A 15,247-nucleotide genomic window follows, 5' to 3' on the forward strand; every position below is an offset into this window, starting at 1 on the left:
CCTCGCCCGCGTGTTCCCCGGGCGACCCCGGGTGACCCCGCGGTACGGCTACGCGGCGGCCTTCGCCGCCCGCAGCGCCTCGGCCAGCCGCTCCGGCTCACGGGTCGACAGGAAGACGTAGGGGGTCGGGTCCTCCGGGTCCGTGATCTCCACGCGCAGCGCCCCGGGGATGTAGGCGCGCAGCAGCATGAAGGAGCGCGGGTCGGCCTTGTGGGTGCGCCAGGCGCGGGCCTCCTCGGCGTCCAGGACCTCCGCCTCGCCCAGCGCCGTCACCGGGATCCTCGCCTCGCCCGCGATCAGGCTGCCGCCCACGACCCGGATGCGCACCGCGCCGTAGGAACTGGCCACGACCGCCGCGACGGCGGTGCCGCAGGCCAGACCGCCGAGCATCGGCAGCGTGCCGAACGGCAGCAGGATCAGCGCCATCGAGACCCCCACCAGGAAGGAGATCAGCCACCAGGAGCGGGGAGCGGTCAGGCGTTCTTCGTACGGGGCGGCGGAGAGCTGCATGGATCCAAGCTTGGCACGGTGCCGGGGCGGGACCGCCATCAGGGCGGCCGGGGTGAAGCACTGCCCGGCGGGGCGGGGATGGGCGGCGGACGGGCGGGTAAGGTCTGCGGCTGTGAGTGGTACTTCCGCAGCCCTTCAGCCCCCGGCCGACGCCGCGAAACCGGTGCGCCACCCGGACGCCCCCGCGCCCGGCGAACTCCTCGGTGCCCACTACGGCCAGTGTTTCGGCTGTGGTGAGGAGCAGGCCCACGGGCTGCACCTCCAGGCCCGGGCCGGCCAAGGGGTGTCGATCACCGCCGAGTTCACCGTGCAGGCCGCCCACCAGGGCGCCCCGGGCCTCGCGCACGGCGGGGTGCTCGCCACCGCCCTGGACGAGGCGCTCGGCTCGCTGAACTGGCTGCTGCGCGTCATCGCGGTGACCGGCAGGCTGGAGACCGACTTCGTCCGCCCCGTGCCGGTCGGCACGACGCTGCACCTGGAGGCGGAGGTCACGGCGGTGGCCGGACGGAAGATCTACAGCAGCGCCACCGGACGCATCGGCGGCCCGGACGGACCCGTCGCGGTCCGTGCCGACGCGCTGTTCGTCGAGGTCAAGGTCGACCACTTCGTCGACCACGGCCGCGAGGAGGAGATCCGGGCCGCGATGAACGACCCGGACCAGGTCCGGCGGGTCCGCGCCTTCGAGGTGAACCCGTGAGCGAGCCCCGCGGCGGCGGGCTCGAGGTACTGATCCGGCGCGTCGACCCGGACGTACCGCTCCCGGCGTACGAGCACCCGGGTGACGCGGGAGCCGATCTGCGGACCACCGAGGCGTGCCGGCTGGCTCCCGGCGAGCGGGCGGTACTGCCCACCGGGGTGTCTGTGGCGCTGCCCGAGGGGTACGCGGCCTTCGTGCACCCGCGGTCCGGTCTCGCCGCCCGTTGCGGCGTCGCCCTGGTGAATGCCCCGGGGACGGTTGATGCCGGGTACCGTGGGGAGATCAAGGTGATCGTGGTGAATCTCGACCCGCGCGAGACCGTGCGGTTCGAGCGCTTCGACCGGATTGCCCAACTGGTCGTCCAGCAGGTCGAGAGGGTCCGCTTCGTGCCGGTGGCGGAGCTTCCCGGCTCGGCGCGGGCCGAGGGGGGCTTCGGGTCCACCGGCGGGCATGCCTCGGTGGAGGGCGAGAGAGGCACAAGCGGTCAGGCCGCCCTGGGCGGCACAGCGGGTGGGAATCGATACGCTTCGGTCGTATCCGACCGGGAAGGACAGTGACGTGTTCGGACGTCGCAAGAAGAGGGATGCCGCCGAGGGTGCGGCCGGCGAGGCCGAGCAGGTCGTCGACGGTGTCGACACTGAGGCGGACGGTGAGGCCGGGCGGCTGAGGCTCGAGCCGGCCCCGCGGCCCGACGGGCCCTGGGACAGGTCCGAGGTCCGTGAACCCGGCGAGGGCCGGGTCGACCTGGGCGGCCTGTTCGTGCCCGGCGTCGACGGCATGGAGCTGCGGGTCGAGGTCGCGGGCGACGCGATCGTCGCGGCCACCGTCGTGCTGCGCGACAGCGCCATCCAGCTGCAGGCCTTCGCCGCTCCCAAGCGCGAGGGCATCTGGGGCGAGGTGCGCGAGGAGATCGCGGCCGGGATCACCCAGCAGGGCGGCATCATCGACGAGGTCGAGGGTCCGCTGGGCTGGGAGCTGCGGGCCCAGGTGCCGGTGCAGCTGCCGGACGGGACCGGCGGCTTCCAGGTCGTGCGGTTCGTCGGCGTGGACGGCCCCCGCTGGTTCCTGCGCGGAGTGATCTCGGGCCAGGGCGCGGTGCAGCCGCAGGCCGCCGGGCTGCTGGAGCAGATCTTCCGGGACACGGTCGTGGTGCGCGGCGACGGGCCGATGGCACCGCGCGACCCGATCGTCCTGAAGCTGCCGAACGACGCCCAGATGGTCCCGGAGAACGTCCAGCAGGAGGAGGGCTCCCGCTTCGCGGGCGGCATGGGCCAGCTGCAGCGCGGGCCGGAGATCACCGAGGTCCGCTGACACGAGGGGATTCCGACCGGGGCCGCACCCACCGGGTGCGGCCCTTCGTGGTGCGCGGCCCCTTTGGCACCGGCCACCTCTTCGTCGCCCGGGAGACCCTCACCCACGGGGGACGACCCGGCCCCGACCGTTGATCGACCGGGCGTCCGGTGGCGATACTGGCGCCCGGTCCACGGGGGAGGTCGTCCGGATGAGTCAGGTGAGCACCGAGACCATGGTGCGCGTGGCGGACGTGCACCGTTCGTACGGCACCGGAGCCGCCGCGGTCCACGCGCTGCGCGGCGTCTCCTTCGACGTCCCGCGCGGTGAGCTGGTCGCCCTCAAGGGGCGCTCGGGCTCCGGCAAGACCACGCTCCTGAACATCGTCGGCGGCCTCGACGCGCCCGACCGGGGGCGGGTCGAGATCGACGGACTCGACCTCGCCGGACTCGACGAGAACGGGCTGCTCGCCCTGCGCCGGGACCGCGTCGGCTTCGTCTTCCAGTCCTTCGGCCTCATCCCGATCCTCACCGCGGCCGAGAACGTCGGCGTCCCGCTGCGGCTGCGCCGGGCCGACCCGCGCGAGCGCGAGGAACGGGTCGAGCTGCTGCTGTCCCTGGTGGGCCTCGCCGACCACGCGGCACAGCGGCCCGGCGAGCTGTCCGGCGGCCAGCAGCAGCGGGTCGCCATCGCCCGCGCCCTCGCCAACCGGCCCTCCCTCCTCATCGCCGACGAGCCGACCGGCCAGCTGGACGCGGAGACCGGGCACGCCGTGATGGAGCTGCTGCGCGCGGTCGTCCACAGCGAGCGGGTCACCGCGCTCGTCGCCACGCACGACGCGACCCTGCTCGACCTCGCCGACCGCGTCCTGGAACTGAGCGACGGTGAGATCGTCGAGCACCGGGGAACCGGCCCCGGTACGCCCCGCACCGGCGCCGGGGCCGCACCGGGGACGGGCCCCGAACCCCGGCCCGGGCCCCCGGACCGCGGCGCCCGGCCGTAAGGTCGACTGCGCCCAGCCAAGTTCGACCGGAAGACCATGAGGCCATGGGACGCGGCAAGCTTCGGATCCACCTCGGTGCGGCACCGGGCGTCGGCAAGACGTACGCGATGCTGTCCGAGGCGCACCGGCGCGCCGAGCGCGGCACCGACTGCGTGGTGGCGTTCGTCGAGCACCACGGCCGGCCGCGCACCGAGGCGCTGCTGCACGGCCTGGAACGGATCCCGCCCAGGGAGCTGGAACACCGCGGGAGGGTCCTCCCCGAGATGGACCTCGACGCCGTCCTCGCTCGCCGCCCCCAGGTGGCCCTCGTCGACGAGCTCGCCCACACCAACGTCCCCGGGTCCCGCAACGCCAAGCGCTGGCAGGACGTGGAGGAACTGCTGGCCGCCGGGATCGACGTGCTGTCGACGGTCAACATCCAGCACTTCGAATCGCTGGGCGACGTCGTGGAGTCGATCACGGGCGTACGGGAGCGGGAGACCGTGCCGGACGAGGTGGTGCGGCGGGCGGACCAGATCGAGCTGGTCGACATGGCGCCCGAGGCGCTGCGCCGCCGCATGGCGCACGGCAACGTCTACCAGCCGGACAAGGTCGACGCGGCCCTGTCGAACTACTTCCGCCTCGGCAACCTCACCGCGCTGAGGGAACTGGCGCTGCTGTGGGTGGCCGACCGGGTCGACGCCCACCTCCAGCGCTACCGCAGCGAGCACGAGGTCTCCGCGATATGGGGCTCGCGCGAGCGGATCGTCGTCGGCCTGACCGGGGGGCCCGAGGGCCGGACCCTGATCCGGCGGGCCGCGCGGCTGGCGGAGAAGGGGGCCGGCGGCGAGGTCCTCGCCGTCTACATCGCCCGCGGCGACGGACTCACCGCCGCCTCGCCGAAGGAACTCGTCGAGCAGCGCGCCCTGGTGGAGGACCTGGGCGGCACCTTCCACCACGTCGTCGGCGACGACGTACCGGCCGCCCTGCTCGCCTTCGCCCGCGGGGTGAACGCCACGCAGATCGTGCTGGGCTCCTCGCGCCGCAAGACGTGGCAGTACGTCTTCGGCCCCGGGGTCGGCGCGACCGTCGCGCGGGACTCCGGGCCGGACCTGGACGTGCACATCGTCACCCACGAGGCGATCGCCAAGGGGCGCGGGCTGCCGGTGGCCCGGGGCGCCCGGCTCGGGCGGTCGCGCACGGTGGCGGGCTGGGCGGTCGGCGTGGCCGGTCCGGTGCTGCTGGCCGTGCTGATCAGCGCCGTGAACCCGGGGTTCGCCAACGACATGCTGCTGTTCCTGGCGCTGACCGTCGCGGCGGCCCTGCTCGGCGGACTGTGGCCGGCCCTGGGCTCGGCGGTGGTCGGCTCCCTGCTGCTCAACTACTTCTACACCCCGCCCCTGCACACCTGGACCGTCTCCGATCCCAAGAACCTCGTCGCCATCGTGGTCTTCGTCGCCGTCGGCGTGGCGGTGGCCTCCGTCGTCGACCTCGCCGCCCGCCGCACCCACCAGGCGGCCCGGCTGCGCGCCGAGTCGGAGATCCTGTCCTATCTCGCCGGGAACGTGCTGCGCGGCGAGACCGGCCTGGAGGACCTGCTGGAACGGGTGCGCGAGACCTTCGGCATGGAGTCGGCGGCCCTGCTGGAACGCGCCGCCGACGTCGCACCGTGGACCTGCGCCGGACGCGCGGGCCGCGGGCGGCCGGTGGAGCGGCCCGAGGACGCGGACGTGGACGTGCCGGCCGGCGACCACATGGCGCTCGCGCTGACCGGCCGGGTGCTGCCCGCCGAGGACCGCCGGGTGCTCGCCGCCTTCGCCGCGCAGGCCGCCGTCGTGCTGGACCACCGCCGGTTGCGGGAGGAGGCCGACCGGGCCCGCGCCCTCGCCGAGGGCAACCGCATCCGCACCGCGCTGCTGGCCGCCGTCAGCCACGATCTGCGCACCCCGCTGGCCGGGATCAAGGCGGCGGTCTCCTCCCTGCGCTCCGAGGACGTCGACTGGTCGCCGGAGGACACCGCCGAACTGCTCGCCAGCATCGAGGAGGGCGCCGACCGGCTGGACCACCTGGTGGGCAACCTGCTCGACATGTCACGGCTGCACACCGGAACGGTCACCCCGCTGATCCGCGAGATCGACGTGGACGAGGTGGTGCCGATGGCGCTCGGCGGGGTGCCCGAGGGCAGCGTCGCCCTGGACGTCCCCGAGACCCTGCCCATGGTCGCCGCGGATGCCGGGCTGCTGGAGCGGGCGATGGCCAACGTGGTCGAGAACGCCGTCAAGTACAGCCCGCCCGGCGTCCCCGTGCTGGTCGCCGCCAGCGCCCACGCCGACCGGGTCGAGGTGCGGGTGGTCGACCGCGGGCCCGGAGTGCCCGACGAGGCGAAGGGCCGCATCTTCGAACCCTTCCAGCGGCACGGCGACGCCCCGCGCGGAGCCGGGGTCGGTCTCGGGCTGGCCGTCGCGCGCGGCTTCGCCGAGGCCATGGGCGGCACCCTCGACGCCGAGGACACCCCCGGTGGGGGCCTCACCATGACGCTCACCCTCCGCGCGGCGGCGGCGGAGTGCCCGGAGCCCGTCCCCGCCGCAGAACCGGAAAGGCAGCCCTCATGACCCGTGTGCTGGTGGTCGACGACGAGCCGGCGCTCGTGCGCGCCCTCGTGATCAACCTCAAGGCACGTTCCTACGAGGTCGACGCGGCCCACGACGGAGCCGGCGCGCTGGAGCTGGCCGCGGCCCGCCACCCCGACGTGGTCGTCCTCGACCTGGGCCTGCCCGACATGGACGGCGTCGAGGTGATCAAGGGGCTGCGCGGCTGGTCCCGGGTCCCGATCCTGGTGCTGTCCGCGCGGCACGCCTCCGCGGAGAAGGTCCAGGCGCTGGACGCGGGGGCCGACGACTACGTCACCAAGCCCTTCGGCATGGACGAGCTGCTGGCCCGGCTGCGGGCCGCCGTGCGCCGCGCCGAGCCCGTCGGCGACGAGGGCGACGTGGTGGTGGAGACCGGCACGTTCACCGTCGACCTGGCCGCGAAGAAGGTCAACCGCGACGGCAAGGACGTACGGCTGACCCCCACCGAGTGGCACCTGCTGGAGGTGCTGGTGCGGGCCGGCGGTCGCCTGGTGGCGCAGAAGCAGCTGCTGCGGGAGGTGTGGGGGCCGTCGTACGGGACGGAGACGAACTACCTGCGCGTGTACATGGCGCAGTTGCGCCGGAAGCTGGAGGCCGACCCGTCCCGCCCGAAGCACTTCATCACCGAGCCGGGCAGGGGCTACCGCTTCGAGAGGTGAAGGCCGGGGCGGTGCCGGCGCGCGACGCGGGAGAAGCCGGGCGCCGGCCGGTTCGGGCGGGTGGAGCAGCGGGTACGGAACCCTCGGGGCACCCCGGTACGCTTCACGTATGAGTGCTGTTCCTCGTCACGAGAAGCCGACGGGCCGGTTCCGGCGCATGCTCGACCGGCTCTCCTCGTCGCAGGAGGACCTGGAGTCCGAGGAGCTGCGCGAGGACGCCGAGACCGCCGGCTGTACCCCCATAGACGACTGTCAGGACCGTCAGATCGTGACGGTTACTGGTACCTTGCGCACGGTCACGCTGCGGCCGCGCGCGGGCGTCCCGGCCCTGGAGGCCGAGCTGTTCGACGGCTCCGCCGCGCTGGACGTGGTGTGGCTCGGCAGGCGCTCCATCGTGGGGATAGAACCGGGGCGCAAACTGATCGCATCGGGCCGGATCTCGATGAGCCGGGGCCGCCGGGTGCTGTTCAATCCGAAATACGAACTGAGACCCCTCGGACGGGAGTAGCCGGTGACGTCGCTCGACAAGCCGACAACCGAAGACACATCCGCGGACGACGCCCGGGCGGTGACCGAGGCCGCGTTGTTCGAGGCGTTCGGCGGAGTGCGGGGCATGGTCGAGACGGTACTGCCCGGCCTCCTCTTCGTCAGCATCTACACGGTCAACAAGGACCTGCACATGTCGGCGATCGCGGCGCTCGCCGTGTCGCTGGTGCTGGTCGTGGTCCGGCTGGTGATGAAGGACACCGTCAAGCACGCCTTCAGCGGGGTCTTCGGCGTCGGCTTCGGCGTGGTCTTCGCGATGATGACCGGCAACGCCAAGGACTTCTACCTGCCCGGCATGCTCTACACCCTGGGCCTGGCCCTGGCGTACATCATCACCGCGATGGCCGGTGTCCCGCTGATCGGCCTGATGCTGGGCCCCGTCTTCCGGGAGAACCTCTCCTGGCGCACCCGCAACCCCGGCCGGAAGAAGGCCTACACCAAGGCCAGCTGGGCCTGGGGGCTGATCCTGCTCGGCAAGAGCGCGATCCTGTTCCCGCTGTACTGGTGGGCGGACACGACCCAGCTGGGCTGGGTGCTGGTCGCGCTGAAGATCCCGCCGTTCCTGCTCGCCGTGTACCTGACGTGGGTGTTCCTGGCGAAGGCGCCCCCGCCGATCGACGTGTTCGCGGAGATGGAGGCGAAGGAGCGCGAGGAGGAGGAACGCGAGGAGGAGCGCAGGGCCGCGGCCGCGCAGGAGAACGGCGGGGCGACGCCGGCCGGCCGGCACCGACGGCAGGGGTAGCCCCCGGCGGGGCGAGCCCGCTGCGGCCCGTACGTGCACGAGGGCGCCGGGAGATCACGGGATCTCCGGGCGCCCTCGCGTCGTCGACGGCGGTGCTCAGCGCGCCGTCTCGTCCCGGCGCACCGAGAGCAGGTCCTCCAGCTGTTCCTCGCGGGCCTGGGCGGCCACGAAGAGCAGCTCGTCGCCCGCCTCCAGGGAGTCCTCCCGGGTCGGGGTCAGCACGCGCGTGCCGCGGATGATGGTGACCAGCGAGGTGTCCTGCGGCCACTGGACGTCGCCGACCCGGGTGCCGGCCAGCGCCGACTCCTCGGGCAGGGTCAGCTCGACGAGGTTGGCGTCGCCGTGGCTGAAGCGCAGCAGCCGCACCAGGTCGCCGACGCTGACCGCCTCCTCCACCAGCGCCGACATCAGGCGCGGGGTGGAGACGGCGACGTCCACGCCCCAGGCCTCGGTGAACAGCCACTCGTTCTTCGGGTTGTTCACCCGGGCGACGACCCGCGGAACCCCGTACTCGGTCTTGGCGAGCAGCGAGACGACGAGGTTGACCTTGTCGTCCCCGGTCGCCGCGATGACGACGTTGCAGCGCTGGAGCGCCGCCTCGTCCAGGGACGTGATCTCGCAGGCGTCGGCGAGCAGCCACTCGGCCTGCGGGACGCGCTCGACCGAGATGGCGGTCGGCGCCTTGTCGATGAGCAGGATCTCGTGGCCGTTCTCCAGCAGTTCGCCCGCGATCGAGCGGCCGACCGCCCCGGCTCCGGCAATGGCGACCCTCATCAGTGACCGCCCTTCTCTTCGGGGCCCTTGGCGAACGCCGCCTCGACCCGGTCGATCTCGTCGGTGCGCATCATCACGTGCACCAGGTCGCCGTCCTGCAGCACCGTCTGCGAACTGGGCAGGATCGCCTCGCCGAGCCGGGTCAGGAACGCGACGCGGACGCCGGTCTCCTCCTGCAGCCTGCTGATCCTGTGCCCCACCCAGGCCGGGGAGGTGTGCACCTCGGCGAGCTGCACCCCGCCGGTGGGGTCGCGCCACAGCGGCTCGGCTCCCGAGGGGAGCAGCCGGCGCAGCATCTGGTCGGCCGTCCACCGGACCGTCGCCACGGTGGGGATGCCGAGGCGCTGGTAGACCTCGGCGCGGCGGGGGTCGTAGATGCGGGCGGCGACGTTCTCGATGCCGAACATCTCCCGGGCCACCCGCGCGGCGATGATGTTGGAGTTGTCGCCGCTGGAGACGGCGGCGAAGGCGCCCGCCTCCTCGATGCCCGCCTCGCGCAGGGTGTCCTGGTCGAAACCGACCCCGGTGACCCGGCGTCCGCCGAACGCGGAGCCCAGCCGGCGGAAGGCGGTGGGGTCCTGGTCGATCACGGCGACCGTGTGACCCTGCTCCTCCAGGGTCTGGGCCAGAGCGGACCCGACCCTTCCGCAGCCCATGATGACAATATGCATCGCGTCACACCGCGCTTCCTGCAGGCCCTTCGACCTTCATGGCTCTCGTGCTCATGTCTCTCTTTCGGCTCGCCAGGCAACACGTCGCGGCCTGAGTGCGGGCCGCCGGGCAACATCATGCCGGGGGAACACGGTTTCGAAGCCCTCCGGGGCCCGGCCACCGCGTCCACCTGCCCGAGTCCAACGTATCCGCACCCCGTGGGAGTGCCCGGCGCCCGGACGGACGGGCGGAGCCGGAAAGGGCCGGAAAGGGCCGGGAAGGGAGCACACGAGAGGACGCGGGAGGGCGCGGGAGGGCGCGAGAGGGCGCGAGAGGGCGCGGGGGAACACCGCGGGGCGTGCGGTCAGCGGCGCGTGATGCTCCGCACGCTCGCCAGCGCGAGGAATCCAAGGCCGACGAGGGCGGCCACGGCACCGATCAGTTCTGCGGGCGTGGGCATGGAACCTCCACGGAGCGGCGACGGACGAGGGCAACCGGAGGGGCGGCCGGGCGACGGGCTGGGCTCGGCCCTCACGGACAGGGCTCAGTCATATAGGCATGGAAGTGCCCCGACCTGCTGAATCCACGAGTCGATCATCCGGTGATTTCACCCGGAGGGCAGAGGCCGTTCGAACGCGGGGAGGAGGCACCCCCGCCCGAGCGAAACCGGGAGCGGGGGAGGGTGGGCGGTCCCTCCTCCGAAGGCTTACGATCCTCTGTTGTGTCCAAACTGACCGACGTGCCCAAACGGATTCTGATCGGGCGCGCACTGCGCAGCGACCGGCTGGGGGAAACACTTCTGCCGAAGCGCGTCGCACTCCCCGTTTTCGCCTCCGACCCGCTGTCCTCCGTGGCGTACGCGCCCGGTGAGGTGCTGCTGGTCCTGTCCATCGCGGGCCTGTCGGCGTACCACTTCAGCCCCTGGATCGCCGTCGCGGTCGTCGTGCTGATGTTCACCGTCGTCGCCTCCTACCGGCAGAACGTCCGCGAGTACCCCAGCGGCGGCGGCGACTACGAGGTGGCCACCACCAACCTCGGCCCCAGGGCCGGGCTGACCGTCGCGAGCGCCCTGCTCGTCGACTACGTCCTGACGGTCGCCGTGTCGATCTCCGCCGGCATCGAGAACCTGGGCTCGGCGATCCCGTTCGTCGTCGAGAACAAGGTGGCCTGCGCGATCGGCGTGATCGTGCTGCTGACGCTGATGAACCTGCGCGGGGTCAGGGAGTCGGGCACCCTCTTCGCGATTCCGACGTACGTCTTCGTCGCGGGCGTCTTCACCATGATCGTGTGGGGGGCGTTCCGCGCGGTGGTGCTCGGCGACGAGATGCGGGCGCCGACCGCGGACTTCGAGATCAAGCCCGAACACCCCGGCCTGGCGGGCTTCGCCCTGGTCTTCCTCCTGCTGCGGGCCTTCTCCTCCGGCTGCGCCGCGCTCACCGGCGTCGAGGCGATCTCCAACGGCGTCCCCGCCTTCCGCAAGCCCAAGTCGCGGAACGCGGCGACCACGCTCGCGATGATGGGCCTGCTCGCCGTCAGCATGTTCTGCGGCATCATCGCGCTGGCGGCGGCCACCCGCGTCCGCATGGCCGAGAACCCGGCCGTGGACCTGATCCACGACGGCGTCCCGCTCGGCCCGGACTATGTGCAGGACCCGGTGATCTCGCAGGTCGCCGAGGCCGTCTTCGGCCACGGCAGCCTCCTGTTCATGATCCTCGCCGCCGCCACCGCGCTGGTGCTGTTCCTCGCCGCGAACACCGCCTACAACGGCTTCCCGCTGCTCGGCTCGATCCTCGCCCAGGACCGCTACCTCCCCCGTCAGCTGCACACCCGCGGCGACCGCCTCGCCTTCTCCAACGGCATCGTGCTGCTCGCGAGCGCCGCGGGACTGCTGGTGTGGATCTACGGCGCCGACTCCACGCGGCTGATCCAGCTCTACATCGTCGGCGTGTTCGTGTCCTTCACGCTCAGCCAGACCGGCATGGTCCGGCACTGGAACCGCCTGCTGGCCACCGAGAGGGAGCAGGCCAAGCGGCGCCACATGATCCGCTCGCGGGCCATCAACGCCTTCGGTGCCTTCTTCACCGGCCTGGTGCTGGTCGTCGTGCTCGTCACCAAGTTCAGCCACGGCGCCTGGGTCGCGCTGCTCGGCATGTGCATCTTCTACGCGACGATGACGGCGATCCGCAGGCACTACGACCGCGTCGCCGAGGAGATCGCGGCCCCGGAGATCCCGAGCGACGACATGGTGCGGCCCTCCCGGGTCCACTCGGTCGTCCTGGTCTCCAAGATCCACCGTCCCACGCTGCGGGCGCTCGCCTACGCCAAGCTGATGCGCTCGGACACCCTCGAGGCGCTCAGCGTCAACGTGGACCCGGCGGAGACCAGGGCGCTGCAGGCGGAGTGGGAGCGGCGCGGCATCGACGTCCCCCTGAAGGTGCTCGACTCCCCGTACCGGGAGGTCACGCGGCCGGTCATCGAGTACGTGAAGGGCCTGCGCAGGGAGTCGCCGCGCGACGTCGTCTCGGTCGTCATCCCCGAGTACGTGGTCGGCCACTGGTACGAGCACCTGCTGCACAACCAGAGCGCGCTGCGGCTCAAGGGCCGGCTGCTGTTCACCCCGGGTGTGATGGTGACCTCGGTGCCGTACCAGCTGCAGTCCTCCGAGGTGGCCAAACGGCGTGTCCGCAGGCGGCAGGAGTGGGCCGCGCCCGGCTCGGTGCGGCGCGGTCCGGCGGAGCGGGCGAAGGACACCTCCACGCACACGTAGACTGGTGGGCTGTTGTCACGGGCCCACGGGCCCACGGGCCCGCCCGCCCGCTCTCGATGTTGTGGAGTCACCCCGCCATGCAGGCAGAACCGAGGAAATCACTGGTGGGGGAGGAGTACGAGGTCGAGGTCGGCCCCGTCGCCCACGGCGGCCACTGCATCGCCCGTACGTCCGCCGGACAGGTCCTCTTCGTCCGGCACGCCCTGCCCGGTGAACGGGTCGTCGCGCGGGTGACGGAGGGCGAGGAGGGGGCCCGCTTCCTGCGCGCCGACGCGGTGGACGTGCTGGACGCCTCCAAGGACCGGATCGACGCTCCCTGCCCCTTCGCCGGCCCCGGCCGCTGCGGCGGCTGCGACTGGCAGCACGCCAAGCCGGGGGCGCAGCGGCGCCTGAAGGGCGAGGTCGTCGCCGAGCAGCTGCGGCGCCTCGCCGGGCTCACGCCCGAGGAGGTCGGCTGGGACGGCACGGTGATGCCCGCCGAGGGCGACAAGGTCCCCGCGGGCCAGGTCCCGGCGTGGCGCACCCGCGTGCAGTACGCGGTGACCGCCGACGGCCGCGCGGGACTGCGCCGGCACCGTTCGCACGAGGTCGAGCCGATCGACCACTGCATGATCGCCGCCGAGGGCGTCAGCGAGCTCGGCATCGAGAAGCGGGACTGGACGGGCATGGACTCCGTCGAGGCGATCGCGGCGACGGGCTCCCAGGACCGTCAGGTCGTCCTGACCCCCAAGCCGGGCTGCCGCCTGCCGCTGGTCGAACTGGACCGCCCGGTCTCGGTCCTGCGGATCGACGAGCGCTCCGGCCAGGTCCACCGCGTCCACGGCCGCCCCTTCGTCCGCGAGCGCGCGGACGGCCGCACCCACCGCGTCGGCGGCGGAGGCTTCTGGCAGGTCCACCCGCAGGCCGCCGACACCCTGGTCACCGCGGTGATGCAGGGCCTGCTGCCCCGCAAGGGCGACACGGCCCTCGACCTGTACTGCGGCGTCGGCCTGTTCGCGGGCGCCCTGGCCGACCGGGTCGGCGACCAGGGCGCGGTCCTCGGCATCGAGTCCGGCAGGCGGGCCGTGGAGGACGCCCGGCACAACCTCGCGGACTTCCCCCGCGTCCGCATCGAGCAGGGCAAGGTCGAGTCCGTCCTGCCCCGCACCGGCATCACGGAGGTCGACCTCGTCGTCCTGGACCCGCCGCGCGCGGGCGCCGGCCGGAAGACGGTGGAGCACCTGTCGTCGCTGGGCGCCCGGAGGATCGCCTACGTGGCCTGCGACCCGGCCGCCCTGGCCCGGGACCTGGCGTACTTCCGGGACGGGGGGTACCGGGTGCGGACGCTGCGGGTGTTCGACCTGTTCCCGATGACGCACCACGTGGAGTGCGTGGCGATTCTGGAGCCTGCGGCAAAGGGCCTATGACCTGCCGTTCCTTCTGCTCCTGCTAGCCCCGGGCGGTGGCCCCGACCTGTTTCCGCGGGCGCGTGACGTGGACTGTGCCGAGGTGTCGGATGGAGCCGGCGACGGGCGGTGTGCCCGCTCGTCGCCGGTTGCTGCCCCGCGGTCGAGGGAGCCGAGGCGTCCGTCGGGGCGGGGCATGACGGATGCGAGGGTCCGCGCGCGGCGCCGCACCTCGGCGTAGGCGACGGTCGCGGATTTCGCCGCGTCGTACGCGGTGACCCAGGCCAGGCCGTTCGCGCGCAGTCGTTCCCGGTGGGGCCGCCGCAGTCGCGCCCACGCGCGTTCGAAAGTTTCGAATGCCGCGCACATGCTTGCGTTGCGTACCTTCCTCGCCTCATTCCGTCCCTCGCGTCGGTTCGCGTGAGGGTTGGTTTGACCAGCGAAGGTGTACTCGACAAGACCTCTTCTGGTGAAAGAAGTCTTTCCGAAAGGCTGTCGAAAGTGTTGACAGGGTCATGGCGCTCTACGAAAACTGTGGCCACCGAACGACAGGAGACCGTCGTTCCTCTCGCGTCACGTGACCGGGGGCGGCGGTCGGTCGTTGCGGCACGACGACGGGTGACCCCCGCCGTGTTCCATGCAAGGCCGCGGGCAGCAGAAGCCGCCCGCCCCCCACCAGCCTTCATCGGGAGGACGCATGCAGCAGGACCAGATCCAGCAGAACCCCGCTCCCTTCAGCGGCTTGAGCCGACGAGGCTTCCTCGGCGGCGCCGGCACCGTCGCGCTCGCCACCGCGTCCGGACTGCTGCTGCCCGGCACCGCCCACGCCGCCACCACCATCACCACCAACCAGACCGGCTACGACGGCATGTACTACTCGTTCTGGACCGACGGCGGCGGCTCCGTCTCCATGACGCTCAACGGCGGCGGCAGTTACAGCACCCGGTGGACCAACTGCGGCAACTTCGTCGCCGGCAAGGGCTGGAACACCGGCGGGCGCAGGACGGTCCGCTACACCGGCTACTTCAACCCGTCGGGCAACGGCTACGGCTGCCTCTACGGCTGGACGTCGAATCCGCTGGTGGAGTACTACATCGTCGACAACTGGGGCAGCTACCGGCCCACCGGCGAGTACAGGGGCACCGTCTACAGCGACGGCGGCACGTACGACATCTACAAGACGACCCGGTACAACGCCCCCTCCGTCGAGGGCACCCGCACCTTCGACCAGTACTGGAGCGTCCGGCAGTCGAAGGTGACCAGTGGCTCCGGCACCATCACCACCGGCAACCACTTCGACGCCTGGGCACGCGCGGGCATGAACCTGGGCCAGTTCAGGTACTACATGATCATGGCCACCGAGGGTTACCAGAGCAGCGGAAGCTCGAACATCACGGTCAGCGGCTGACCTCTGTCCGGCGAACGACCGGCTGCGGGACCCGTCCTCGTGGCGGGTCCCGCAGCCGTGGCGAACCCGCCACCGCGGTGGGGCACCCCCGGCCGAAGGCCGGGGAGGGTCGACCGGTCCGACAACCAGCACCTCCACCCAGCGATCGGCGACATCCCACCCCACGAGCACGGGACCCACCACTACGCCCAGCACCCGCCCCAACC

Annotated in this window: 14 protein-coding genes; 11 read left to right on the plus strand and 3 right to left on the minus strand. The window is 72.4% G+C overall.

What is annotated here, in order from left to right:
* Positions 1–48: 48 nt before the first annotated feature.
* Positions 49–510, minus strand: a complete 462-nt coding sequence (locus tag CP969_RS28205) for a DUF3093 domain-containing protein (RefSeq protein ID WP_004982440.1) — start codon at positions 508–510, stop codon at positions 49–51.
* Between the two features lie 112 nt (positions 511–622).
* Here CP969_RS28205 and CP969_RS28210 point away from each other — a divergent pair, with 112 nt between their 5' ends.
* The 8 genes from CP969_RS28210 to CP969_RS28245 all read left to right on the plus strand — a co-directional run bounded on the left by CP969_RS28210 (position 623) and on the right by CP969_RS28245 (position 8,056).
* Positions 623–1,207, plus strand: a complete 585-nt coding sequence (locus tag CP969_RS28210; protein ID WP_004982439.1) for a PaaI family thioesterase — start codon at positions 623–625, stop codon at positions 1,205–1,207.
* A complete protein-coding gene (gene dut / locus CP969_RS28215; RefSeq protein WP_004982438.1) occupies positions 1,204–1,764 on the plus strand; it encodes a dUTP diphosphatase in 561 nt (186 codons plus the stop codon). The genes CP969_RS28210 and dut overlap by 4 nt, the downstream gene beginning before the upstream one ends.
* A 1-nt stretch (position 1,765) precedes the next feature.
* The gene (locus CP969_RS28220) at positions 1,766–2,518 is read left to right on the plus strand and encodes a DUF3710 domain-containing protein (protein ID WP_004982437.1); all 753 of its coding nucleotides are present in this window, start codon (positions 1,766–1,768) and stop codon (positions 2,516–2,518) included.
* A 190-nt stretch (positions 2,519–2,708) separates the two neighbouring features.
* Entirely contained in the window at positions 2,709–3,500 is a 792-nt protein-coding gene (locus CP969_RS28225) for an ABC transporter ATP-binding protein (protein WP_004982436.1), read from the plus strand.
* A 44-nt stretch (positions 3,501–3,544) separates the two neighbouring features.
* Complete coding sequence (locus CP969_RS28230; protein ID WP_016824334.1) at positions 3,545–6,091, plus strand: sensor histidine kinase; 2,547 nt, start codon at positions 3,545–3,547, stop codon at positions 6,089–6,091.
* On the plus strand, positions 6,088–6,768 hold the full coding sequence (locus CP969_RS28235) for a response regulator (RefSeq protein ID WP_016824333.1): 681 nt from the start codon (positions 6,088–6,090) through the stop codon (positions 6,766–6,768). Before CP969_RS28230 ends, CP969_RS28235 begins: the two co-directional genes overlap by 4 nt.
* A 109-nt stretch (positions 6,769–6,877) precedes the next feature.
* On the plus strand, positions 6,878–7,276 hold the full coding sequence (locus CP969_RS28240; protein ID WP_004982430.1) for an OB-fold nucleic acid binding domain-containing protein: 399 nt from the start codon (positions 6,878–6,880) through the stop codon (positions 7,274–7,276).
* Positions 7,277–7,279: 3 nt separating this feature from the next.
* Complete coding sequence (locus CP969_RS28245; RefSeq protein ID WP_004982428.1) at positions 7,280–8,056, plus strand: DUF3159 domain-containing protein; 777 nt, start codon at positions 7,280–7,282, stop codon at positions 8,054–8,056.
* A 96-nt stretch (positions 8,057–8,152) separates the two neighbouring features.
* On the opposite strand, the gene CP969_RS28250 is transcribed toward CP969_RS28245, so the two are convergent.
* Together CP969_RS28250 and CP969_RS28255 are read right to left on the minus strand one after the other, a co-directional pair.
* Complete coding sequence (locus CP969_RS28250) at positions 8,153–8,830, minus strand: potassium channel family protein (RefSeq protein WP_016824331.1); 678 nt, start codon at positions 8,828–8,830, stop codon at positions 8,153–8,155.
* Complete coding sequence (locus CP969_RS28255) at positions 8,830–9,501, minus strand: potassium channel family protein (protein ID WP_004982424.1); 672 nt, start codon at positions 9,499–9,501, stop codon at positions 8,830–8,832. Before CP969_RS28255 ends, CP969_RS28250 begins: the two co-directional genes overlap by 1 nt.
* Before the next feature lie 701 nt (positions 9,502–10,202).
* Here CP969_RS28255 and CP969_RS28260 point away from each other — a divergent pair.
* The 3 genes from CP969_RS28260 to CP969_RS28275 all read left to right on the plus strand — a co-directional run bounded on the left by CP969_RS28260 (position 10,203) and on the right by CP969_RS28275 (position 15,041).
* Positions 10,203–12,248: an APC family permease gene (locus CP969_RS28260; RefSeq protein ID WP_016824329.1), complete on the plus strand. Its 2,046-nt coding sequence runs from the start codon at positions 10,203–10,205 to the stop codon at positions 12,246–12,248.
* 77 nt (positions 12,249–12,325) lie between these two features.
* Positions 12,326–13,654, plus strand: a complete 1,329-nt coding sequence (locus CP969_RS28265; RefSeq protein ID WP_039830837.1) for a class I SAM-dependent RNA methyltransferase — start codon at positions 12,326–12,328, stop codon at positions 13,652–13,654.
* Between the two features lie 676 nt (positions 13,655–14,330).
* Entirely contained in the window at positions 14,331–15,041 is a 711-nt protein-coding gene (locus CP969_RS28275; RefSeq protein WP_004982418.1) for a glycoside hydrolase family 11 protein, read from the plus strand.
* Positions 15,042–15,247: the final 206 nt, after the last annotated feature.

The organism is Streptomyces viridosporus T7A, from assembly GCF_008704515.1.
Taxonomy (GTDB): Bacteria; Actinomycetota; Actinomycetes; order Streptomycetales; family Streptomycetaceae; genus Streptomyces; species Streptomyces viridosporus.